This is a genomic window from Psychrobacter pocilloporae (assembly GCF_029872915.1).
Taxonomy (GTDB): domain Bacteria; phylum Pseudomonadota; class Gammaproteobacteria; order Pseudomonadales; family Moraxellaceae; genus Psychrobacter; species Psychrobacter pacificensis.
Genome location: NZ_PGFT01000001.1, coordinates 2,484,564 through 2,505,434 on the forward strand (window position 1 = coordinate 2,484,564; position 20,871 = coordinate 2,505,434).

Genomic DNA, 20,871 nt, shown 5'->3' on the forward strand with positions numbered 1-20,871 from the left:
AATGGGCTTCTTTCCAACTAAACATATTGCAACGATATAAATCGCTTACTGCTCGATACGCTGCAAAAATGCCTGCGTCCGCGGATGCGTTGAGTCTTCAAACAGCTGCTTAGCGCTGCCCTCTTCGACAACGACACCGTCTTCGATCAAGACCACGTGATCTGCCACATCACGGGCAAAGTTGATTTCGTGAGTGACCACCACCATCGTCCAGCCTTCTGACGCCAACTGCTTCATCGTCTCAAGCACATCTTGTACCAGCTCTGGATCTAGTGCAGACGTTGGCTCATCAAACAATAGCAGATCAGGCTCAATCGCCAGCGCACGGGCGATGCCAATACGCTGCTGCTGACCACCCGATAGCTGGAACGGGTACAGCTCAGCTTTGTCCGCCAGTCCGACTTTTTCAAGCAATACCAGCGCGTCTTTACGCATCTCAGCCTTGTTTTTACCTTGTACCACTATCGGACCGAGCATGAGATTTTCGATCGCAGTCTTGTGCGGAAACAAATTATAAGACTGAAATACCATGCCTGATTTGCGCTGCAAAGCGAGCAGCGTTTTTTTGCTTGGCTTAGTTGCAAAGTCAACTTTTAGGCTGTCATCATCGAATGCAATGACCCCTTTATCAGGAATCTCCAGCGCATTGAGACAGCGCAAAAACGTGGTTTTACCCGAGCCTGAGGGTCCTAATATGACGACCACCTTACCTTTATTGATGGTCAAGTCGATGCCTTTTAGCACCTGATTGCCACCAAAGGCTTTATGAATATTAGTGACTTTGATCATAAAAATTCCTGTTGTGCTAGGGCGTGTCTATTGAGCCATAACTTATTTTACTACGTAGCTTATTTTGCTACATAACGATCAAGGCGCGTTTCAAGCTTGCCTTGGATAAAGGTCAAGAACAGACAGATACCCCAATAAATAATCGCTGCTTCGGTATACACCAGCATAAATTCATAGTTACGAGCTGTGATGATCTGCGCTTGTTTAAACAGCTCAGTGACCAATACCAGTGATGCAAGTGAAGTGTCTTTTACTAGACTGATGAAGGTATTAGATAATGGCGGCACTGACACGCGCAGCGCTTGCGGTAAAATCACATGACGGAAAGTCTGTAAATACGTCAAGCCAACCGTTGAACCCGCTTCCCATTGCCCTTTTGGAATCGACAAAATCGAGGCGCGCACCGTCTCTGATGCATACGCACCAATGTTGAGCGAGAATGCAATGATCGCTGAAGGAAACGGATCGAGCTTAACGCCTACACTTGGTAAGCCGTAGAAAATAATAAATAGCTGCACCAGCATCGGTGTACCCCGAATCGCGGATACATAGATACGGGCCAAACGATAAATAATCTCATGGAACCAACCAGTACGCGGTACGATTCGAATCAATGCGACGGTCAAGGCAATGGCCATACCGATAGAAAACGAGATCAATGCCAGCGGTATCGAATAATAGATACCGCCTTTGAGCATTGGCCAAAACGACGAGATGACAATCTGTGCTCGATCAGGACTCATAAATGGCAATAATGCCAATAAGTCAGCAAGCACAGACGTGATAGAAGCCAACATTACTTCTGCTGACTTACATCAGCACCAAAGAACTCTTCGCTAAGTTTGGTGAGTGTACCATCAGCAGCGAGTGCGGCCATTGCTTCATCCAATTTTGCCACCACTTCATCGTTGCCTTTGATAAGCACGAGACCTGAGCCTGTTTGTTCACTTGGTGGGGCTGTCAGTTTGATCTCAAGATCAGAATCTGGGAATTTTTTGAGATAATCAAGCACGGCTAGATTGTCATTCATTGTAAAGTCAGCGCGGTCTTGCTTCACCAATTGAATCGCTTGCGCCATACCATCGACAGGGACGATTTCTGCGCCGTATTTTTCTGCCAGCTCGCCGTAGTTACTGCTGAGTGATTGAGCCGTACGTAAGCCTTTTAGGTCATCCCAAGAGCTATAACGGTTGTCATCAGTCGGTGCCAATGCAACCGCGCCTGACCAGCTATAAGCCATGGATTTGTCATATTTGGCTTGACGCTCAGGCGTCGTTAAGCTGACTTGGTTGGCTACCATATCAAAGCGTTTTGAATCCAAACCTGCTAGCATCGCATCCCACTGAGTCTCTTTAAACTCAACATCAACGCCCAGTTTGTCCGCGACTGCGCGAGTCACTTCGACGTCATAACCTGTCAGCTTGCCACTCTCATCATGATAGGTAAATGGAGGGTACGTACCCTCTGTACCGACGTTAATCGTGCCGCCGTTATTGATACGTTGCAGCAAATCAGAACCGCCTGTTGACGCAGTGTCAGTGGCAGTAGTGTCAGCTTCATTAGTATTAGACTGACCACAAGCGGCAAGCAAAACAGTACTAGCAGCAAGGGCTAAAAGAGTACGACGTTTCATAAGACGTCCTTATAAAAGTAGATAAATGAGATAAAAGGGTTTACATGAAAACAGTTAGCGCCAATAAATAGGGAAAAGCCGATACAAGAGGGCAATATAATAATCGCCCTGCAACATTCGGCTTTGGTTGCTCGATTTGAGGTTAGTCAGCATATTTTTCAATGCTGCGACCCTGTTATTTTCGAATTTTTATAGCGTATGATCATTCAATAGGCAGCCGATCAGACGTTCATAGTTGCTACTGGATCAATCGCTGCTCATAAATATAATATCTTACTTTAGATAAAAAAGCGTACAAACTCCGTGAGCGTGCGTCAGGTAATGACCGCCATTAGCGCAAAACTACAACTCACCCGAGAATTGATAGCGATCTCCTGCATGCCACATCTTGACAAAGGTGACGACTTGACCAGCTGAATAAGTCTGGCGACGCAATACCAATGTCGGCGACTGCGGCGCAATCTGCAACGCATCTGCCACCTCGTTTGGTGCTGCAAGCGCACGTATGGTGTAGCTGCCACTCTCTAGCGGTATTTTGGCAACCAGATAATCACTGGTATTAACCACGGTAAAATCCTGATCAATAAAATGTGGCACTTTTTTGGCATCAACCCAGCGCTCTTCGAATTGTATGGGCTGACCATCTGCAACGTGAATGATTTTCACCTCGTATAAAACGGGCGTATCACTAGCGTCTGTATGAGTCACGGTAGCCATTTCATCAATACCAAACTTACGGCGCAACTCATCATCGAGCATAGCAGCAGTCACCGCGCGCTTACTCACCACTTTTGCTTCATAATCGCGATTGGCAGATTTGAGATCCTCTGCGATATTACGCACTTCTACAAAGGTATGGTTGAATTTCTGCTGCGCGACAAAGGTTCCTGAGCCTTGACGCCGCTCCAATACACGCTCTTCGCTTAGCTCTTTGAGCGCGCGATTCACCGTCATCCGTGAGACACCAAACTCTGTCGCCAGTGCCATTTCTGTAGAGATCGCACTGCCCGCTTGCCATTTGCCAGAGTGAATATTGTCTAATATCGCATTTTTAATCCGCTGATACGCCGGAATCGTTTTTGTCATATTTGTTTTAAACCGTCAGTTCCGCTAATAAATAAGAGTAGCGCCATAATATCACGACAATCATGCGAACTTTTATTCATATCATTCTATCAGTTATGCTCTTTTTTTCATTAATTCTAATTTTTATCAAAAATCCTTGCATGAAAAAAGCATCTTTGATAATTTGTATATACAATTTATAGCAATTCTAAAAATCTTGATCTAGCTACTCTATATTTCGATGCCTTTATAGACTGCCTATAAAACACTTACTCTTATTATTTTATCGCCCTATGAGCTACCACAAGGATATGACCATGACTACTGAAAACGGAACCAACAAAAAACTTACCCGCCGTGATGAGTCTCGCGATATCGCCGCCCCTACTGGCAGCACGTTGCACTGTAAAAGCTGGCTGACCGAAGCGCCGTATCGCATGCTGCAAAACAACCTACATCCTGATGTAGCAGAAAACCCAAAAAGCCTTGTGGTATACGGTGGTATTGGACGCGCCGCGCGTAACTGGGAGAGCTATGATCAAATCCTAGAGTCGCTCAAAGAATTAGAAGATGACGAAACCTTACTCGTACAATCAGGCAAGCCTGTGGGCGTGTTTCAAACTCATGAGAACGCACCGCGCGTATTGATTGCCAACTCTAACCTAGTACCACGCTGGGCGACATGGGAGCACTTCAATGAGCTCGATCGCAAAGACTTATTTATGTACGGTCAGATGACGGCAGGTAGCTGGATTTATATCGGTACGCAAGGCATTGTCCAAGGTACATACGAGACTTTTGTCGAAGCAGGTCGTCAGCACTATAATGGCAGCTGGGCGGGTCGTTGGATTTTGACCGCAGGTCTTGGCGGTATGGGCGGTGCGCAGCCACTAGCCGCAACCTTTGCAGGCGCAACCTCATTGAACATCGAATGCCAGCAATCAAGCATCGATTTCCGTTTGCGCACGGGTTATGTCGATAAGCAAGCGCGCGATCTCGACCATGCTTATGAATTGATTGAGCAGCATACCAAAGCAGGCGAGGCGATCTCTATCGCGCTACTTGGTAACGCTGCAGATATCTTGCCTGAAATCGTTAAGCGCGCTCGTGAAGGAGACATCAAACCTGATTTGGTGACCGATCAAACCTCAGCGCACGACCTGATCAATGGCTATCTACCAAGCGGCTGGACTGTTGAAGAATGGAGGTCCGCTCAAGAAGATCCAGAGCAACATGCAGCTCTCACCAAAGCCGCTGCTCAATCTTGTGCCGTACACGTCCAAGCGATTTTAGACTTGCAAGCGATGGATATTCCAGCGACCGATTACGGTAATAATATCCGCCAGGTGGCGTTTGATGAAGGGGTTGAGGATGCCTTTAATTTCCCCGGTTTTGTCCCTGCTTATATTCGTCCGCTGTTTTGCCAAGGCAAAGGCCCATTCCGCTGGGTGGCGCTCTCAGGTGATCCAGAAGACATCTATAAGACCGATCAAAAAATCAAAGAGCTGTTCCCAGAAAACACCCACGTCCATCGCTGGCTCGATATGGCAAAAGAGCGTATTCAGTTCCAAGGCTTGCCTGCACGTATCTGCTGGTTGGGTCTGGGCGAGCGTGACAAAGCAGGTTTGGCATTTAATGAGATGGTCAAAAACGGTGAGCTAAAAGGCCCAATCGTTATCGGTCGTGACCACCTCGACACGGGCTCGGTCGCCAGCCCCAACCGCGAGACCGAAAGCATGAAAGACGGCTCAGATGCGGTATCTGACTGGGCACTATTAAACGGCATGCTCAATGTCGCAGGCGGCGCAACGTGGGTATCACTACATCATGGCGGCGGTGTCGGCATGGGCTACTCGCAGCATTCAGGCATGGTCATCGTGGCGGACGGTACAGATGCCGCAGCCAAACGCTTGTCACGCGTATTGGTCAATGACTGCGGTTCAGGCGTTATGCGTCATGCCGATGCAGGTTATGAGTTGGCGATTAAGACAGCGAAAGATTATGGTTTAAATCTGCCAATGATCAAATAGTTTGAACTACCTTAATATTATAAAAACAAACACTTATATGACTATGCAACTAGGATTACCCTTATGAGCAACATCAAACAACTTACCCTACACCCACGCCAGCTTAGCTTTGAGATGCTACGCGACATCTACGATCAGCCCGTGGTATTGAGCTTGCCTGAGAGTGCGTATGAGGCGATTGACGCCTCGCATAACAATGTCAAAACCATTATTGAGCGTGATAAGAGCGCCTACGGCATTAACACCGGCTTTGGTCTGCTTGCCAAAACCCGCATCAGTGATGACCAGCTTGAGCTGCTACAGCGTAACCTAATCATTTCTCACTCGGTAGGTACAGGTGATGCGCTACCAGAGAGCGTGGTGCGCCTGATTATGGTGATGAAAGTTGCTAGCCTAGCACAAGGTGTGTCTGGCGTACGTCGCGAGGTGGTAGATAGTTTACTTGGTTTAATCAACAATCAAATCACCCCAAATATCCCAGCCAAAGGCTCAGTTGGTGCCTCTGGTGACTTAGCGCCACTATCACATATGACACTTGCGATGATGGGTGAAGGTGATGTGTTTGTCGCTGGTAAAAAAGTGCCAGCTGCTGATGCCCTAGCAAAGCATGGACTTGAGCCAATCACATTGGCAGCCAAAGAAGGCCTTGCGCTTATCAACGGTACGCAAGTCTCAACTGCGCTAGCATTACGTGGTTATTTCTTAGCGCGTGATTTACTTGAGACTGCTACTATCGTCGGCTCACTGTCAATTGATGCCGCCAAAGGCTCAGATTCACCATTTGATGCGCGTATTCACGAAGTACGCGGTCATCATGGTCAAATAGAGATCGCCAAAGCACACCGTCAACTGATCAAAGGCAGTGCTATCCGCGCCTCGCACGATGGTGAACAAGATGATCGCGTTCAAGACCCTTATTGCTTACGTTGCCAGCCACAGGTCATGGGTGCTTGTCTTGATATCATCAACCAAGCAGGGAAAACGCTGCTCATCGAATCTAATGCGGTAACAGACAATCCGCTTATCTTTAATAATGAAGATGGTCCGGTCGCCATATCAGGTGGTAACTTCCATGCTGAGCCAGTCGCTTTTGCCGCGGATATTTTAGCATTGGCAATCGCTGAGATTGGCTCGATGTCTGAGCGCCGTGTCGCTTTGCTGATCGATGCAACTTTGTCAGGTGGTCTGCCACCATTCCTAGTCGATAACGCTGGGGTCAACTCAGGCTTTATGATTGCTCATGTAACCGCAGCAGCACTGGCTTCAGAAAACAAATCTATCGCCCATCCAGGCAGCGTCGATAGCATCCCGACTTCTGCCAACCAAGAAGATCACGTCTCAATGGCTACCTATTGCGCACGCCGCCTATATGAGATGGCGCAAAACACTGCGACTATCATAGGTATTGAGCTATTGGCCGCTGGTCAAGGTATTGATTTTCATCGAGGACTCGAGACATCAGAGCCGTTGACTGTGGCACATCAAAAACTACGTGAAAAAGTGACGTTCTATGATAAAGATCGCTACCTCGCCCCTGATATCGAAGCGGCCAAGCAGTTAGTACTAGACGGTACACTTGCTGAGCATTGGCAAGAACTACGTCAAAACTGGTACGAGTCTAAATAAGCATTGGCTGGTAAAAGGAGAGCCATGATGGCAGTCACAAACATGACCACACCCATTAGCCATACACCTGCTGATATGACTCAGTGGACAGGACGCGCAGAGCCGTTTGAGACTGCACGCGCCCGTTATTGGTATCAGCTTGCTCAGCCTTATGAGGCTCAACATATTGGGCTAATTGGCTTTGCCTGTGATCAAGGCGTCAGACGCAATCAAGGCCGCGTGGGTGCTAGAGCTGCCCCGCCATTGATTCGTCAAGCTTTTGCTACGCTGCCAGTCATCGCTGATTTGCAACAACGTTTTGATAGTCAATTATCAACCTTATTGGGTGATGCTGGCGATATTCATTGTGATGACAATGATGGCTTTGCCGACAGTATTCTTGAGCAAGCTCAGATCAAATATGCCGATGCAGTGAGCACTATCGTCAAGCAAGGTGGATTACCCATCGGGCTTGGCGGTGGTCATGCCATTGCTTATGGTAGCTTTTTGGGATTATGGCAGGCCTTAGAAAAGGCAAACGATACAACTATCAGCACAAACACAGCGCCTACTATCGGGATTATTAATTTCGATGCCCATCTTGATATTCGTCAGTCTGATGTGGCGACTTCTGGTACACCGTTTCGCCAGATTGCCGAGCATCTTGACGCACACGATCAGCCCTTTCATTATTGCTGTATTGGCGTCAGTCGCTTTTCTAATACCGCCGCGCTCTTTGATCGCGCTGAGCAACTGGGTGTACAGGTTATTAGTGATGAAGACTGTCATTATAAGCCTTGGGACACCATTACCGAGCAGGTCAAAAGCTTCATAGATCAGGTTGATATTATTTATCTCACTATTGATATGGACTGTCTCCCCTCTAGTGTCGTTCCGGGTGTCAGTGCGCCTGCTGCTTTTGGTATTGAGCTTGGTTTTGTTGAGCGTATGGTCAAGCTGATTGTGTCATCAGGCAAAGTAAAAATGGCAGATATTGCTGAGATCAACCCGACCTTTGATGTGGATAGTCGTAGCTGCAAAGTCGCTGCTCGACTGCTGGCAACGATTGTAGAACAGCACTTACTTGTCAGATAGCTCTTACAAAAAAGGTCTTAACAGGTTACTCGCCTCCCAATTATTAGGAGCATACTATGAATGAATCAGAAAATTTTAAAGAGCAGACGCTCGACGAATCTACTATGACCTCATTTGACCACCTTATTATCAATGCCAATATTGCGACGTTTTCAGCGCACTATGGTTTTAATAACGATAAGAATGAAGACGCTCGTAGTATCCCATATGGTCAGTTAGAGAACGCGGCTATCGGTATTAAAGACGGCAAGATTGCATGGATTGGGGCACAAGAGCAAATCACGACGCATCTGCCACATTATCAAGACAATCAGGTTACAGACGCCAATGGCAAATGGCTAATGCCTGGGCTTATCGATTGTCATACGCACATTGTCTACGGTGGCAACCGCAGCAATGAATTCGAAGCGCGTTTGCAAGGGGCCAGTTACCAAGACATCGCTGCACAAGGCGGCGGTATTGTCGCAACCGTGAGTGCCACCCGCGCCGCCAGTATTGAGACGCTATTTACCCAAAGTGAAAAGCGCCTAGTCGCGCTGATGAAAGAAGGCGTCACCAGCATCGAGATCAAATCAGGTTATGGTCTTGACTTAGATACTGAGCGCAAAATGCTTACCGTCGCACGCCAGCTTGGCGAAAAATACGACATCCACGTCAGCACCACGTATCTTGCAGCGCACGCCTTACCACCTGAATATAAGTCTCATATGCAGGACCGTGCGGACGACTATATCGAGCAAGTCTGCGAGTGGCTGCCCATTCTGCATGCAGAAGGCTTGGTTGATGCAGTCGATGGCTTTTGTGAAAACATTGCGTTTAGTAGCGATCAAATCAGACGCGTTTTTGAGGTTGCACGCTCCTTAGACCTGCCGGTCAAACTACACGCTGAGCAGTTATCTGACATCGGCGGTAGCGCTTTAGTTGCCGAATACAAAGGGCTATCTAGCGACCATCTAGAGCACCTATCAGAAACTGACATAGAGAAAATGGCTGCTAGCAACACGGTTGCGGTGATATTGCCCGGAGCGTTTTATACCTTGCGTGACACCAAGCTGCCACCGATTGAGGCACTGCGCAAGCATCAAGTTCCTATGGCGATTTCAACCGATTGTAACCCTGGTACATCACCTTTGACATCGCTGTTGTTGGCAATGAATATGGGCTGTACGCTGTTTTACCTCACGCCTGAAGAAGTATTGGCAGGATCAACCGTTTATGCAGCCAAAGCTTTGGGTCTATCTAATAAAGGCAAAATAGAAGTGGGCTGTGATGCTGATTTAGCACTATGGGATATCGCCCGCCCTGCTGATTTGGCCTATCAGATGGGACTGAACCCTATTGCAGGCACTATGTTTCAAGGTCAATGGCGTGATAAAGCTTAACGAATACGCCTTGATTTATCGTCACTAAAAAAGCCCCTATCATTGAATGATGGGGGCTTTTTGGTCGTTACGTTACAAGTTTTATGAAATAGCAGAAAAAATTTATCATAACCTTAGTTTAAATAGGGATTTACTATATCAATATTTTTAGTAAGGATTTATAATACCCTTTTTTAAACAGGGTTATTTTTGGCTAACTATAGTTCATAAATAAAAATTACCACACAGTATAGAGAAAGCGATATGCGTACAGACTCATTTCAACAGATATTGGAAGACTTAAACAGCTCATCAGCAGATGTTGAAGCATCTGCCCTAATCTCTAACGATGGTCTGATGATTGCCTCAGCTCTACCAACTGGCGTTGATGAAGATCGCGTGGGTGCGATGTCAGCAGCACTGCTATCATTAGGCGACCGTGCAGGCCGCGAATTGGCACGCGGTAGTATCGATCGCATCATGATTCAAGGCGAAAAAGGCTATGTGATTATGACCTCATCAGGCGATGAAGCGGTACTCACTATCATGGCAAAACCCAATGCCAAGCTTGGTTTGATATTCTTGGACATCAAGCGCGCCTCAGAAGCCCTAGCAAAACTCATTTGATTGGTGGCTTTGGCTTTTTGACGAGTGCCCTATGTACTCGATTTTACTCATTATAAATATAACGACCAACGAAGGAGATGACCATGGGTTCTCCAATCCCTGATGCACACAAGCCTGACCTGCCTGCTGAGCAAATCACCCTGACCTATCATGATGGCACCTCTCGGACTGTCTATGATACAGGTGTAGAGCGTCCCTACCCAGATGGTAAGCTCATTGTCTCACGTACCGATTTAGACGGCATTATCACTCACGTCAACGACGCCTTTGTTGAGATTAGTGGCTACCACGTCGATGAGCTCATCGGTCAACAGCACTATATTCTGCGTCATCCTGATATGCCAAAAGCCGCTTACAAAGACCTGTGGGATACTGCTGAGTCTGGACAAAAATGGCATGGCTATGTCAAAAATTTATGCAAAGACGGCAGTCACTACTGGGTATATGCCACGGTCGTGCCCAATGTTCGCCGCGGCGAAACTGTAGGATACACTTCAGTACGCCGTAAGCCATCACGCAGTAAAATCGAAGCGGCAATGGCTCAGTACGCCCAAATGAAACAAGATGAGGAAGGCTAAATCATGACGACACACAATATGTTAATCGCCCCTGATTTTTCGCCTGAGCGCTTTGCTGGCTGGCATATGTTTAACACCTTGATTCAAAAGCGTGCCAACCTAAACATGCACCTCAATATCCCAGCCTCACATGCTGAGCAAGAGACCTTGATTGAGGCAGGTGATATTCAAATTATCTACGCCAACCCTTTTGATGCCGCTGCCCTCATCCGTGAGCAAGGCTACCGTGCAGTTGCACGTCCCATTGGCAAATCTGATGAGATGGTCATTGCCGCGGCGGCCAATAGCGACATCAATCACTTAGACGATATCCATAAAGGCGCAACCGTTGCGATGGCAGACAATCGAGACGTCAAGCTGATCGGTTTGCGCCTGCTCGAAGCTGTCGATATAGAAGAATCTGACCTCAACTGGGATATCACTGAGACCTATCAAGCAGCTGCTCGTAAAGTCATCAAAGGCGATGCCCAAGCGGCGTTTTTCTTGGCGGAGATTTTTCACAGCTTCTCACGCTTGACCAAAGCTCAGCTCTCAGTATTGATTGAAAGTGATCTGGCAGACATAAGCCACGTCCTTCTCATCAAAGACGACTTTCCAGATGCGCAAATTTTTATAGAAGCCATTCTGGATTTGCATAGCGATGATGATGGAAAAGAAGCCTTAACTGAGCTTGGTATGCCTGAAGGGTTTGAGGCAATGAGTGAAGAGGATGCTGAATTTATGATTGATTTGATGCAGACATTGCTGGATTGATGACTCATTGACACTCATATTATCAGAGGTTGTTTTGCTGAATGAGCTCATAGCCTGAGGCGCTGGTTGTCGTCACGGCTATGACACAAGGAGACCATTATGTCTGACTCAGACCTGATCAAAGAAAACGAGAAAGTGGCGCACCGAGTCTTTCGGTTTTATTCACGCAAAGTGTTTTTGGCACCCAACAACCGTTACTTTCATGAGCAGCGCATCAACGCCGCCTTATTACTCACCGAAAAAGAACCCCTACAGGGCGCGGTAGCAGACTTTTTCTATGGGTGCTGGTTTGACATTCCATACGATGTCAATAATTTGTTTACGCGTATCAAAGACCGTTTGACCCCTGAGGCCAAGCAAGGGTTTCGCGATTGTATTGATAAAAAAAGCTATATTCAGCGCAATAGTATGCTGGCCACTCGCTGGAGCGTTTTGGTATCACCGTCGCTCAATGAGCAAAAACAACGACTGCGCATCAGTAGCGATGATGCGAAAGAAATCGCTAAAGACATCACCGCTGAGCTGCTGCAAGCACGTGCGGATCAAGACTGGGGCACGCTTGAGCAAATTGAAAATGAGTTTTTTGCCTACTGTACGGCGCGCAACGATCGTCTGGCATTTTCCTTAGTATGGTTTAGCTTGGGCAAAAGTGATTGGCAATTTGATCAACGCTGGGATAACTGCCAACAGCATTTGGATCAGACCATCAAGCCTACCACGACATCATAAACTGTCATGCGTTTATAACTTAACTTCTATCACTTTTTACCACTTTTTCATCGCTAAGGTAGCCGCTATGTCTTCTTATTTGAATGCCGATAAGACCTATCTAACCTTAACGCCTGCTGGTATTTTTGAGGCGTTTTCACAGAATGAGCCGACTGACGAGCAGTTGGCGCTACAAGACTTGTTGTCTTATGGACAGACGCTGCTTGCTGCTGATTGGTTGCAGCATTATTCTGATATATGGCTACAAAGCTTTATCGAGCAAGGCTGGATTGAAAAACTGTCTTTGCTTTTGCCAGCGCCCAATCTACCATTGGATCAGTTTTTGCCTTACGTAGTCGCGAGCTTATCTGGCAAACGCCGTGCCGCAATTGGCTCTGATGAAGGGTTTTGTCTGGCTCGGATTGGTTATAGTCAAGAAGAAGCGGACATGCTCAGTGTCGCTGCTGCTGACTTTTCCGGCTTTATGCTGCGCCAAAAACAACGCGGCTGGGCAGTAGAGAGTCAAGCGATCTCGTTTTTTCAGCAAGTCGACTTGCTCATACCTGAGACCAGCTTTGTGTTTTTATGGATCGATGGCGCAGGTTATGTGCTCATCATCGATGGCGAACCCTTAACCAACAGTCGCGCCTTTGTAGAGCTGGTCTGGGCGCTCAAGACCTCTGGACTCAAATTTCTAAATTGATTCAGCAGCACACGCCAGCTTTAATCCTCTCTTGTATGGGCTTGTCAAAATAAACGACAAGCCTATCATGCCAGCATAAAAGCCACTCAACATCTCTCATGCGCTTCTTTTACCGTCCGCTTTCACCAGCCCTTTTATCCAGCAATAACAATACCTTCAGAATTAACAATAACTTGTCATCGTTTAAGTCATACTCTCCTCACACTTGTAAGACGCTTTTCTTGGCGCTGCCTAGTCTTTTCTAAAACAATAGTTTCTACAAACGCTCATTTTCTACCATTTCTAAGATTTAGATACCCCATTCCAACGTCCTACCTCATCGACAGTGGCAACCTTTGCCAAACCTTGCACTTTTGCTTATTTTTTAGGACAGTTTATGACTTCGCTGACCACCGTGCGCGTGCGCTATCAAACGATCGAAATTGGCAATACTGACGTTTGCACCCTGCGTGACAATCAGCAATTTAGCGATCCTGATGATGAGGCATTAAATTTGGGTATTTGCTCTGCTTCTTGGCCGATGTTTGGGGTGATATGGCCGTCAAGCTTGGTGCTGGCCAATCACATGCTTGATTACGATATCGCGGGCAAACGAATTTTGGAGGTGGGCTGCGGCATGGCGCTATCAAGTTTGCTGCTCAATCATAGACATGCTGACATCACAGCGACCGACTATCATCCGACCGTTGAGTATTTCCTTGATAGAAATACCACACTGAATAATAACAGAGGCATCAATTTTGAGCATTTAGACTGGTCAGAGGATAACAGCCATCTTGGCAAGTTTGATATCATTATCGGCAGTGACTTGCTCTACGAAGACCAACATATTGGGATATTGGCTGAGTTTATCGAACGTCATGCGCTGCCAACTTGTGAGGTCATCGTCGTTAACCCTGGACGCGGGCGTAAAAACAAGCTAACCAATAAGATGATTGAGTTTTGCTTTAGTAGCAAGCACGTCAAACCTGACAATACGACTTATCTAGCGTTGCCGTTTAAGGAGCATATTTTGACGTTTTCAAGATCGGCCGTATGATATAAATAGAGTCCGTTATACTATAAGGGCTTGCCACTCTTGACGCGTAATCTTGTACAGCACATGCTCAGCCAGTCGATGCTCAGCATCGAGCATCGGATGAGAGAAGTTGTCCTGCGTATCAGTCATACCAAGACACTGCATAAGCTTTTGCGAGCGCTTATTGATAACCGCCGTAAATGACACCACGTCCTCAAGTGCCAGTTCGGTAAACGCAAAATCCAACGCTGCACGCGCCGCCTCGGTGGCATAGCCTAGCCCCCAATAATCCTTGTGCAAACGCCAACCAATCTCAACAGCAGGAGAAAACGGCATATCAGCATGCGCGTTATTTAACCCAACCATACCGATAAAATCATCGCTTTTATCTGCGCTATCTTTACGAGCCACCGCCCAAAATCCCCAGCCATGCTCTTCAATCAATTTTTGACACTTATTGGCAATGGTATTACTCAATGCAGGGGTTAATAACTTGGGAAAATAAGCCATCACTTCAGGATCAGCATTCATCTCGGCAAACAGCGCAAGATCACTTGCTTGCCACTGTCTTAGGTAGAGACGCTTGGTTGCTATCATGCTTGTCATGTCAGTCGCTTACTATTCATATTCGTTCAGAGTGCTGATCAAGCCAGCCTTTTTTTTGAGCAAACGCTAGCTGTGCTGGCGTATCGATATCATAACTGAGCTGCTTATTGATCACTGTATGTATTTGGCTTGGCGGTAATGCTCTGATTAAATGACGCAAGCCTTTATCACCTGTCAATTCAGTTTGCCATTGTCTGAGTAAACCTGTATCAATCACTAGCGGTAAGCCGATGATATTTTTTGGCTCTGTAGCGCTTAATTCATCTGAATACGTCCAGCTATGATAACTGCTGGCTACCACAGACTGTTCACCAGCCAGCAAAGCCATTAAATGCGACTGATCTAATAGAACCTGATCAACCCCCATGATAAGCACGCGCTCGATTGACGAATTTCCAAGACCCGCAATGCTCTCAATACCCAAACGCAAACTGTCCGCCATACCAGTTTCAGGTTTTGGGTTTACTACAGCTTGAACCGCTGGATATTGCACAGCCAACTCTGTAACTACACTAGCAACTGCAGGATGCTTATCAGGAATCACAACGATGACGGCTTGCGCATTGGTGCTCACTGCCGATCGGATCATGTGCACGATTAATAGCTCGCCATTCTTAACGAGCAGCTGCTTAGGTTGGCCAAGGCGCTGACTGAGGCCACTTGCCAATATGATGACCGCATGATTTTGCACCTGTCTGTCCTTGTCTTCTAAGACGATACTACTCATACGGTACTCGGCACAATATCAGCATCCGTATTACCAACGCTTGCTTCTGAATTCGAGACCCTACTGTGAGAGCCTTCTACTGATGCAGTTTGATCGTGCATGACTGCATTTATCTGTGCCATGATACCCAGTGCGAGTGCCTCTGGACCATCTCCTCCTAGCTTATAGCCAATCGGATAATGCAGTTTTTGAACGCCAGTATCCAAGATAGCAGGATGATCCATGTTAGCGCTTATCTCATTGATTAAGCGTTCGGTACGATAGCGCGGCCCTAACTGTCCTAAGTATCTATAGTTTTGCGCATGTGCTAATAGTATCGCCAAACGAGCGCGGTCTTGGGTCAGACTATGTGACATAAGAGCGATCGCAGCATTTTTACTCAGCGTCAGCAGGGTATCACTGTCCTCTAAAGATAATGACATTACTGCATCTGCCTGAGGAAAGCGCATACGAGTCGCATATTGCGCGCGACTGTCTATGACCGTGACATGCCAATCTTGTAGCTTGGCCATGGTCACCAATGGCATCACATCATTACCTGCGCCACAAATTAATAAACGCAATTGTGGTTGCAGGCGTTGTACGAGCCACTCGGTGGTTGCCTCGTCCGTTTTTATGGTCACGTATTCAGTATTGCTCTCAGACAGCTTGTACTCTGCTAACTTTTCTACAATATCGGCCATTATATTCGAAGGGTTTATTATCTCTTGTTTTGGTAAATTTTCCGAATTGTGATATTCGTCTAGATTGATACGCAGGCCAACTTGCAACTCGGTATTCTGACAACCGTTGTTGCGAATCAAAGTAGCGACCATAACTGGCTGCTGATGACGTCGCACCTGACGCACTGACTCTAAAAATGGTGCGGCTGTTGCCAGACGCTCAAACAGCACATGCACACGTCCATTACAGCCAAGCCCAAAATTCAACTCATCAAAGTCCATGCCATCCAAGTCGTCTAGATCGTCTGTATCGCCAGCTTCTTTGTTGATCGCTACCTGCGCTTGACCATTATCAGCGTACTCAATGTCATCACCTGTCTGATAAACCTGCACATTGGCACCGTCACGCGTGAGCCAAAAGGCACGTTTGATGATGTGAGGCTCCAAGCAACCACCGCTGATCATTCCGACTGAACGACCATCTTCACAGATGAGCATCATGGCACCAGCGCGGCGATACGCTGAGCCTTCTGTATGAACGACAGTAGCCAATACAGCATCAACACCTTGCTGCTGAGCCTCGCTTGCCAGCTTCAGAATGTCAGCGACTTGATTCATAATGCCTCTTATTTAATAATTGTTTTTTGTTAGTGAATTTTTTGCTAGTAATAAAATATACTACCGACTCAGTTACAAAAACCCGCTCAGTAAGCGGGTTCTTGTCATACATAAGCTGATAAAACTACTCTGGCATCTCATAAAGCAGCTTGTCGAGGGTAATCGGGAAGTCATAAACACGCACACCGACCGCATTATAGATAGCATTGGCAATCGCGGCAGCAGCACCTGAAATAGCCGTCTCACCGATACCTTTGATGTGCATTGGATTGGTATAAGGATCATCTTCTTCTACCAATATGACATCTAACTGCGGTACGTCCGCATTAACTGGCACATGATACTCGGCAAGGTCATGGTTACAGAGACGACCGTCACGTTTGTCATGAATCACTTGTTCCATCAACGCTGAGCCAATACCGAACACCATACCGCCATAGCATTGCGACGTTGCAGTTTTGTGGTTCAGAATACGACCAGCGGCAAATGCACCTGTCATACGTTTCACCCGAATCTCACCAGTGACTTTATGAACCGCCACTTCAGCGAAGTTCGCACCAAAAGAGGCTTGGCGATGGCTCTTACCGTTCTTACCCGGTTTTATCTGGCCTTTGGCAGTGATTTTTTGCTCGTCATAGTCAGCGACCACATCCGCAAGCGCATAAGACTCTGTATTATCAAAATCATACTTTTGTGATGCTGACTGTCCTGATAGTGAAAGACCTGTGGTTTGCGATAGCTTATCAATAGTGCTGTCAGCAAATGATTGGCCGCTCTTTTTGGCAGCTTCCATTGCCGTTAAAGCATGCTCGCCTGTTTTCTTGATTTGACCATTGTCTAACTGAATGTTGTCAGGATACAGACCAACTTTTTCTGCTAGCATTTCACGCAGCTGCTCACAAGCAAGATAGACACCACTACCCGCACTCGCAGCACCCCAACTGCCACCTGAGCCTGATGCTGGTGGCGATGCAGTGTCACCTAGTTTCATCTCAACATGGTCGATAGGCAGTCCTAACAGGTCTGCCGCTACCTGAGAAAACACCGTATAAGACCCTGTACCGATGTCTGTCATGTCTGTCTCGATAACTGCTTTGATACCAAGTGCTTTTGACTCATCTACCTGTAGGGTTGCACGTGCTTCAGATGGCTGTAGTTGGTTACCACGGGCAGCCGCCGCCATGCCTGTACCTATCCACCAGTCACCTTCTAATTGACTGGCAGGCTTGGCGTTTCGCTCACTCCAACCAAAATGCTCAGCACCTTGTTCCATACAGGCAATCAATTGGCGCGTCGAGAAAGGAATATCTTTACTCGGATCTTGCTCTGGCTCATTACGACGGCGTAGTTCAACCGGATCAATATCCAACTGTGTGGCAAGCTCATCCATGGCACATTCAAGCGCGATCATACCTACCGCTTCGCCAGGCGCACGCATAGAACCTGACAACACTTGGTTCATGTCTACCATCTCATAATTCACACGGCGGTTTTTGCCCCTATATAGATGGTGCGTAGATAGAGCAGTTGGCTCAAAGAAAGCCTCACCTGGCAAATTACTAGAGATCGTATCGTGAATCAATGTATCGATCACGCCGTCGTTGTTCGCGCCGATTGCGATACGCTGACGCGTGTTTGAACGTCTGACCGTTGCTTCCATCACTTGTGAACGCGTCATAGTGATTAACACAGGACGACCCAGATCTTTTGCAGCAATCGCCGCTGCAATAGATTCAGGAGCAATACCGAGCTTACTACCGAACCCACCACCCACATAGTGTGCGATCAGTTGTACTTGATCTTCATTTAGGTCCAGAGCATCCATGACTTGCTGTTTGCAAGAAGCGAGCATCTGATTGGAAGTATACAGAACGAGCTTATCGCCTTCCCAATGAGCCAACGTTGCATGGGGCTCCATTGGAGAGTTGCTTTGACTTGGGGTATGATAAAAGCGATCAACGGTCACTGACGCATCAGCTAAGCCTTGGTCTGGATCGCCTTGGACATTATTTTTATCAGAGCCTTTTTTTTCATCTACCGCATGGGCGTTAGAGAGCTCTTGGGTAAAGTTCAGTGCCGCTTGGTCAGTCTCATCCTTATAAGTCACTTTCAGCGCTTTAGCGCCTTCTCTTGCCGCCTCAAAAGTCTCAGCAACCACGACAGCAATAGGCTGGCCATGATAAAAAATCTCGCTAACCCCTTGCTTGGGTGCTTTAGTTTTTGTCCCTTGTTGAGAGTTACGCAAAAAGTGCTCAGGATCGGTCACGACTTTAATAATATTAGGAATGCCTTTTAGAGAGTCACTATCGATACTCTCAATTTGACCTTTAGCAATGGTCGCGCCTACCAATACACCATAGGCTTGATTGTCCAAGTGTATTTCGGCACTGTATTTCGCTTGACCGCTAACCTTTAGGGAACCATCAACACGGTTGATTGGCTTACCAACTAACTTGCTTGCCGTTGTGCTAAATAGCGTTTCAACAGGCTCATCCATGGTCAGTTTTTTGGTTGGTTCTGACTGGGTGATTGATTCTAATAGTGCCATGATTATGCTCCCTCGCCCGCTAATGCGCGCTGAATAACTTGTTTTAGTAGGCGACGCGTCAACGGTATTTTAAAGTCGTTCTGACCATTACCTTTGGCATCACGCAATAATAGATCAGCGGCCTGCGTGATAACGTCGCTATTGCCATCGGTATCCGTTAATAGTGCCTCAACCTCTTCATTACGCCATGGCTTGGTACCGATGCCACCGAACGCCAAGCGTACTGTCTTTAGGTTGCCATTGTCGTCAGCATCGATGACTGCGGCACAAGATACCAGTGCAAAGGCGTAAGAAGCGCGATCACGCACTTTGTCATAGGTATGCATGCCCTTAATAGGGGCAGGTAATACAACATGAGTAATCAGCTCGCCTGCTTCTAGCACATTTTCGATATGCGGCGTGTCTTTTGGCAAACAATAAAAATCTTTGACATCGATAGCGCGAGTCGAGCCATCTGCTTTAACTGTCTCTATCTTGGCATCCAGTAAGCGCATTGCCACTGCCATATCGGATGGGTGCTGAGCAATACATGAATCACTGGTACCTAAGACAGCTAGGGTACGGTTCTCCCCGTTGATAGCAGGACATCCTGTGCCCGGTTCACGTTTATTACAAGCGCTGTCTGTTTGATAAAAATAATAGCAACGAGTACGCTGCAAAAAGTTGCCGCCCGTTGTCGCTCTGTTACGTAGCTGACCAGTCGCTCCTGCCAAGATAGCTCGGGACAATACTGGATAGTTTGCAATCACCTCAGGATGCGCGGCCAAATCGCTATTGGTCACAAGCGTACCAATACGTAAACCACCATCGGCAGTCGTTTCCACTTGCTCTAATTCTAAACGAGTGATATCGACCAGTTTGATTGGGGTTTCGATCTCTAGTTTCATAAGATCTAATAAGTTAGTACCACCTGCGATAAAAGAAGCGTCTTTGCTGCTAGCAGAGGTTGCGGCTTGCTTAGGTGCATCAGCGCGGCTATATTCAAAACGTTTCATGAGTGGTCTCCTGCCTTACCTGTTATTGTTTTGTTATTCGCTGAGGCTTTATGGAACTGAGCCTCGCTTGACGGCGGTGACCAAATACCTGTTACGCTTGAGTTTTGCGCAGCGTTGTCAACTGTTTTAGAAGTAGACGCTGATGCTTCATTCTCAAGCACTTGTGAGATGGCTTTGATGATATTGGGATAAGCGGAGCAGCGACAGACATTACCACTCATGCGCTCAGCGATTTCTTGTACCAGAAGGCTATCAGGATGTTGTAAGTCTGTACTCACATGGCTTGGCCAATTTTGTTTTACTTCTTCTATTAAGGCAGTCGCTGAACAAATTTGACCTGGGGTGCAATATCCGCACTGAAAGGCATCGTTATCTTTAAAGGCTTGTTGCAGCGCCGATAGTGAGTCCGGCATACCGATGCCTTCGATGGTCGTAATCTCATCACCATCATACATGATAGCAAGTGTGAGACAAGAGTTGACTCGGCGACCATTGATGAGCATGGTACAAGCACCGCATTGGCCGTGGTCGCAGCCTTTTTTGGGTCCAGTAATTTGTAAATGTTGACGACAGACGTCGAGCAGTGTCGTACGGGCGTCAAGATTCTCGAGCTGATAATCCTGCTTATTGATTGTTAACGTCAAGGTAGACATGCTGGCTTCTCGCTGGCAGATGAATATAATGGGTGAAAAAAGCGCCTTTTAGCTACATAGCTACGGCGGCAATAAATCCATTATGGCGTACCAAAAA

Annotated in this window: 20 protein-coding genes; 10 read left to right on the top strand and 10 right to left on the bottom strand. The window is 47.0% G+C overall.

Annotation, left to right across the window (positions count from 1 at the left end):
• Positions 1-45: 45 nt before the first annotated feature.
• The 4 genes from CUR83_RS10570 to CUR83_RS10585 all read right to left on the bottom strand — a co-directional run bounded on the left by CUR83_RS10570 (position 46) and on the right by CUR83_RS10585 (position 3,508).
• Positions 46-789 (bottom strand): amino acid ABC transporter ATP-binding protein, encoded by a 744-nt coding sequence (locus tag CUR83_RS10570; RefSeq protein WP_071002166.1) that lies wholly within the window; start codon positions 787-789, stop codon positions 46-48.
• Positions 790-848: 59 nt separating this feature from the next.
• Positions 849-1,586 carry an amino acid ABC transporter permease gene (locus CUR83_RS10575; protein ID WP_284719613.1) on the bottom strand — a complete coding sequence of 246 codons (738 nt, stop codon included), beginning with the start codon at positions 1,584-1,586 and terminating at the stop codon, positions 849-851.
• Positions 1,586-2,422 carry an amino acid ABC transporter substrate-binding protein gene (locus tag CUR83_RS10580; RefSeq protein WP_277077548.1) on the bottom strand — a complete coding sequence of 279 codons (837 nt, stop codon included), beginning with the start codon at positions 2,420-2,422 and terminating at the stop codon, positions 1,586-1,588. Before CUR83_RS10580 ends, CUR83_RS10575 begins: the two co-directional genes overlap by 1 nt.
• Positions 2,423-2,764: 342 nt before the next feature.
• The gene (locus tag CUR83_RS10585) at positions 2,765-3,508 is read right to left on the bottom strand and encodes a histidine utilization transcriptional repressor HutC (RefSeq protein WP_223333253.1); all 744 of its coding nucleotides are present in this window, start codon (positions 3,506-3,508) and stop codon (positions 2,765-2,767) included.
• A 296-nt stretch (positions 3,509-3,804) separates the two neighbouring features.
• Between CUR83_RS10585 and hutU the strand changes: the two genes are divergently transcribed.
• The 10 genes from hutU (at position 3,805) to CUR83_RS10635 (ending at position 13,986) form a co-directional block, all read left to right on the top strand.
• On the top strand, positions 3,805-5,517 hold the full coding sequence (hutU, locus tag CUR83_RS10590; protein WP_284719614.1) for a urocanate hydratase: 1,713 nt from the start codon (positions 3,805-3,807) through the stop codon (positions 5,515-5,517).
• Positions 5,518-5,580: 63 nt separating this feature from the next.
• Entirely contained in the window at positions 5,581-7,143 is a 1,563-nt protein-coding gene (gene hutH / locus CUR83_RS10595; protein WP_284719615.1) for a histidine ammonia-lyase, read from the top strand.
• Between the two features lie 42 nt (positions 7,144-7,185).
• Complete coding sequence (gene hutG / locus CUR83_RS10600; protein WP_284719842.1) at positions 7,186-8,217, top strand: formimidoylglutamase; 1,032 nt, start codon at positions 7,186-7,188, stop codon at positions 8,215-8,217.
• 56 nt (positions 8,218-8,273) lie between these two features.
• On the top strand, positions 8,274-9,599 hold the full coding sequence (hutI, locus tag CUR83_RS10605; RefSeq protein WP_284719616.1) for an imidazolonepropionase: 1,326 nt from the start codon (positions 8,274-8,276) through the stop codon (positions 9,597-9,599).
• 243 nt (positions 9,600-9,842) lie between these two features.
• Positions 9,843-10,205, top strand: a complete 363-nt coding sequence (locus CUR83_RS10610) for a roadblock/LC7 domain-containing protein (RefSeq protein WP_010201036.1) — start codon at positions 9,843-9,845, stop codon at positions 10,203-10,205.
• A gap of 83 nt (positions 10,206-10,288) precedes the next feature.
• Positions 10,289-10,783, top strand: a complete 495-nt coding sequence (locus CUR83_RS10615) for a PAS domain-containing protein (RefSeq protein WP_058024428.1) — start codon at positions 10,289-10,291, stop codon at positions 10,781-10,783.
• Between the two features lie 3 nt (positions 10,784-10,786).
• Positions 10,787-11,536 (top strand): PhnD/SsuA/transferrin family substrate-binding protein, encoded by a 750-nt coding sequence (locus CUR83_RS10620; RefSeq protein WP_075106833.1) that lies wholly within the window; start codon positions 10,787-10,789, stop codon positions 11,534-11,536.
• A gap of 99 nt (positions 11,537-11,635) precedes the next feature.
• Positions 11,636-12,265, top strand: coding sequence for a hypothetical protein (locus tag CUR83_RS10625; protein WP_284719617.1), 630 nt, complete (start codon positions 11,636-11,638; stop codon positions 12,263-12,265).
• Positions 12,266-12,332: 67 nt separating this feature from the next.
• Complete coding sequence (locus tag CUR83_RS10630; protein ID WP_284719618.1) at positions 12,333-12,947, top strand: hypothetical protein; 615 nt, start codon at positions 12,333-12,335, stop codon at positions 12,945-12,947.
• A 376-nt stretch (positions 12,948-13,323) separates the two neighbouring features.
• On the top strand, positions 13,324-13,986 hold the full coding sequence (locus tag CUR83_RS10635; RefSeq protein WP_284719619.1) for a class I SAM-dependent methyltransferase: 663 nt from the start codon (positions 13,324-13,326) through the stop codon (positions 13,984-13,986).
• A 15-nt stretch (positions 13,987-14,001) separates the two neighbouring features.
• Here the strand turns inward: CUR83_RS10635 and CUR83_RS10640 are convergent, their stop codons facing one another.
• The 6 genes from CUR83_RS10640 to CUR83_RS10665 all read right to left on the bottom strand — a co-directional run bounded on the left by CUR83_RS10640 (position 14,002) and on the right by CUR83_RS10665 (position 20,774).
• Complete coding sequence (locus tag CUR83_RS10640; protein ID WP_284719620.1) at positions 14,002-14,571, bottom strand: GNAT family N-acetyltransferase; 570 nt, start codon at positions 14,569-14,571, stop codon at positions 14,002-14,004.
• Between the two features lie 16 nt (positions 14,572-14,587).
• Entirely contained in the window at positions 14,588-15,298 is a 711-nt protein-coding gene (locus CUR83_RS10645) for a nucleotidyltransferase family protein (RefSeq protein ID WP_284719621.1), read from the bottom strand.
• Complete coding sequence (locus tag CUR83_RS10650; protein ID WP_284719622.1) at positions 15,295-16,578, bottom strand: XdhC family protein; 1,284 nt, start codon at positions 16,576-16,578, stop codon at positions 15,295-15,297. The genes CUR83_RS10645 and CUR83_RS10650 overlap by 4 nt, the downstream gene beginning before the upstream one ends.
• Before the next feature lie 124 nt (positions 16,579-16,702).
• Positions 16,703-19,126, bottom strand: coding sequence for a molybdopterin cofactor-binding domain-containing protein (locus CUR83_RS10655; RefSeq protein ID WP_284719623.1), 2,424 nt, complete (start codon positions 19,124-19,126; stop codon positions 16,703-16,705).
• A 2-nt stretch (positions 19,127-19,128) separates the two neighbouring features.
• Positions 19,129-20,121 carry an FAD binding domain-containing protein gene (locus tag CUR83_RS10660; protein WP_284719624.1) on the bottom strand — a complete coding sequence of 331 codons (993 nt, stop codon included), beginning with the start codon at positions 20,119-20,121 and terminating at the stop codon, positions 19,129-19,131.
• Positions 20,118-20,774 (bottom strand): 2Fe-2S iron-sulfur cluster-binding protein, encoded by a 657-nt coding sequence (locus tag CUR83_RS10665; RefSeq protein ID WP_284719625.1) that lies wholly within the window; start codon positions 20,772-20,774, stop codon positions 20,118-20,120. Before CUR83_RS10665 ends, CUR83_RS10660 begins: the two co-directional genes overlap by 4 nt.
• Positions 20,775-20,871 lie beyond the last annotated feature (97 nt).

Bases quoted from the DNA above. Each gene is read 5' to 3' on its own strand.
- CUR83_RS10570 (WP_071002166.1), bottom strand. From the start codon at position 789: ATGATCAAAGTCACTAATATTCATAAAGCCTTTGGTGGCAATCAGGTG.
- CUR83_RS10575 (WP_284719613.1), bottom strand. From the start codon at position 1,586: ATGTTGGCTTCTATCACGTCTGTGCTTGCTGACTTATTGGCATTATTG.
- CUR83_RS10580 (WP_277077548.1), bottom strand. From the start codon at position 2,422: ATGAAACGTCGTACTCTTTTAGCCCTTGCTGCTAGTACTGTTTTGCTT.
- CUR83_RS10585 (WP_223333253.1), bottom strand. From the start codon at position 3,508: ATGACAAAAACGATTCCGGCGTATCAGCGGATTAAAAATGCGATATTA.
- hutU (WP_284719614.1), top strand. From the start codon at position 3,805: ATGACTACTGAAAACGGAACCAACAAAAAACTTACCCGCCGTGATGAG.
- hutH (WP_284719615.1), top strand. From the start codon at position 5,581: ATGAGCAACATCAAACAACTTACCCTACACCCACGCCAGCTTAGCTTT.
- hutG (WP_284719842.1), top strand. From the start codon at position 7,186: ATGACCACACCCATTAGCCATACACCTGCTGATATGACTCAGTGGACA.
- hutI (WP_284719616.1), top strand. From the start codon at position 8,274: ATGAATGAATCAGAAAATTTTAAAGAGCAGACGCTCGACGAATCTACT.
- CUR83_RS10610 (WP_010201036.1), top strand. From the start codon at position 9,843: ATGCGTACAGACTCATTTCAACAGATATTGGAAGACTTAAACAGCTCA.
- CUR83_RS10615 (WP_058024428.1), top strand. From the start codon at position 10,289: ATGGGTTCTCCAATCCCTGATGCACACAAGCCTGACCTGCCTGCTGAG.
- CUR83_RS10620 (WP_075106833.1), top strand. From the start codon at position 10,787: ATGACGACACACAATATGTTAATCGCCCCTGATTTTTCGCCTGAGCGC.
- CUR83_RS10625 (WP_284719617.1), top strand. From the start codon at position 11,636: ATGTCTGACTCAGACCTGATCAAAGAAAACGAGAAAGTGGCGCACCGA.
- CUR83_RS10630 (WP_284719618.1), top strand. From the start codon at position 12,333: ATGTCTTCTTATTTGAATGCCGATAAGACCTATCTAACCTTAACGCCT.
- CUR83_RS10635 (WP_284719619.1), top strand. From the start codon at position 13,324: ATGACTTCGCTGACCACCGTGCGCGTGCGCTATCAAACGATCGAAATT.
- CUR83_RS10640 (WP_284719620.1), bottom strand. From the start codon at position 14,571: ATGACAAGCATGATAGCAACCAAGCGTCTCTACCTAAGACAGTGGCAA.
- CUR83_RS10645 (WP_284719621.1), bottom strand. From the start codon at position 15,298: ATGAGTAGTATCGTCTTAGAAGACAAGGACAGACAGGTGCAAAATCAT.
- CUR83_RS10650 (WP_284719622.1), bottom strand. From the start codon at position 16,578: ATGAATCAAGTCGCTGACATTCTGAAGCTGGCAAGCGAGGCTCAGCAG.
- CUR83_RS10655 (WP_284719623.1), bottom strand. From the start codon at position 19,126: ATGGCACTATTAGAATCAATCACCCAGTCAGAACCAACCAAAAAACTG.
- CUR83_RS10660 (WP_284719624.1), bottom strand. From the start codon at position 20,121: ATGAAACGTTTTGAATATAGCCGCGCTGATGCACCTAAGCAAGCCGCA.
- CUR83_RS10665 (WP_284719625.1), bottom strand. From the start codon at position 20,774: ATGTCTACCTTGACGTTAACAATCAATAAGCAGGATTATCAGCTCGAG.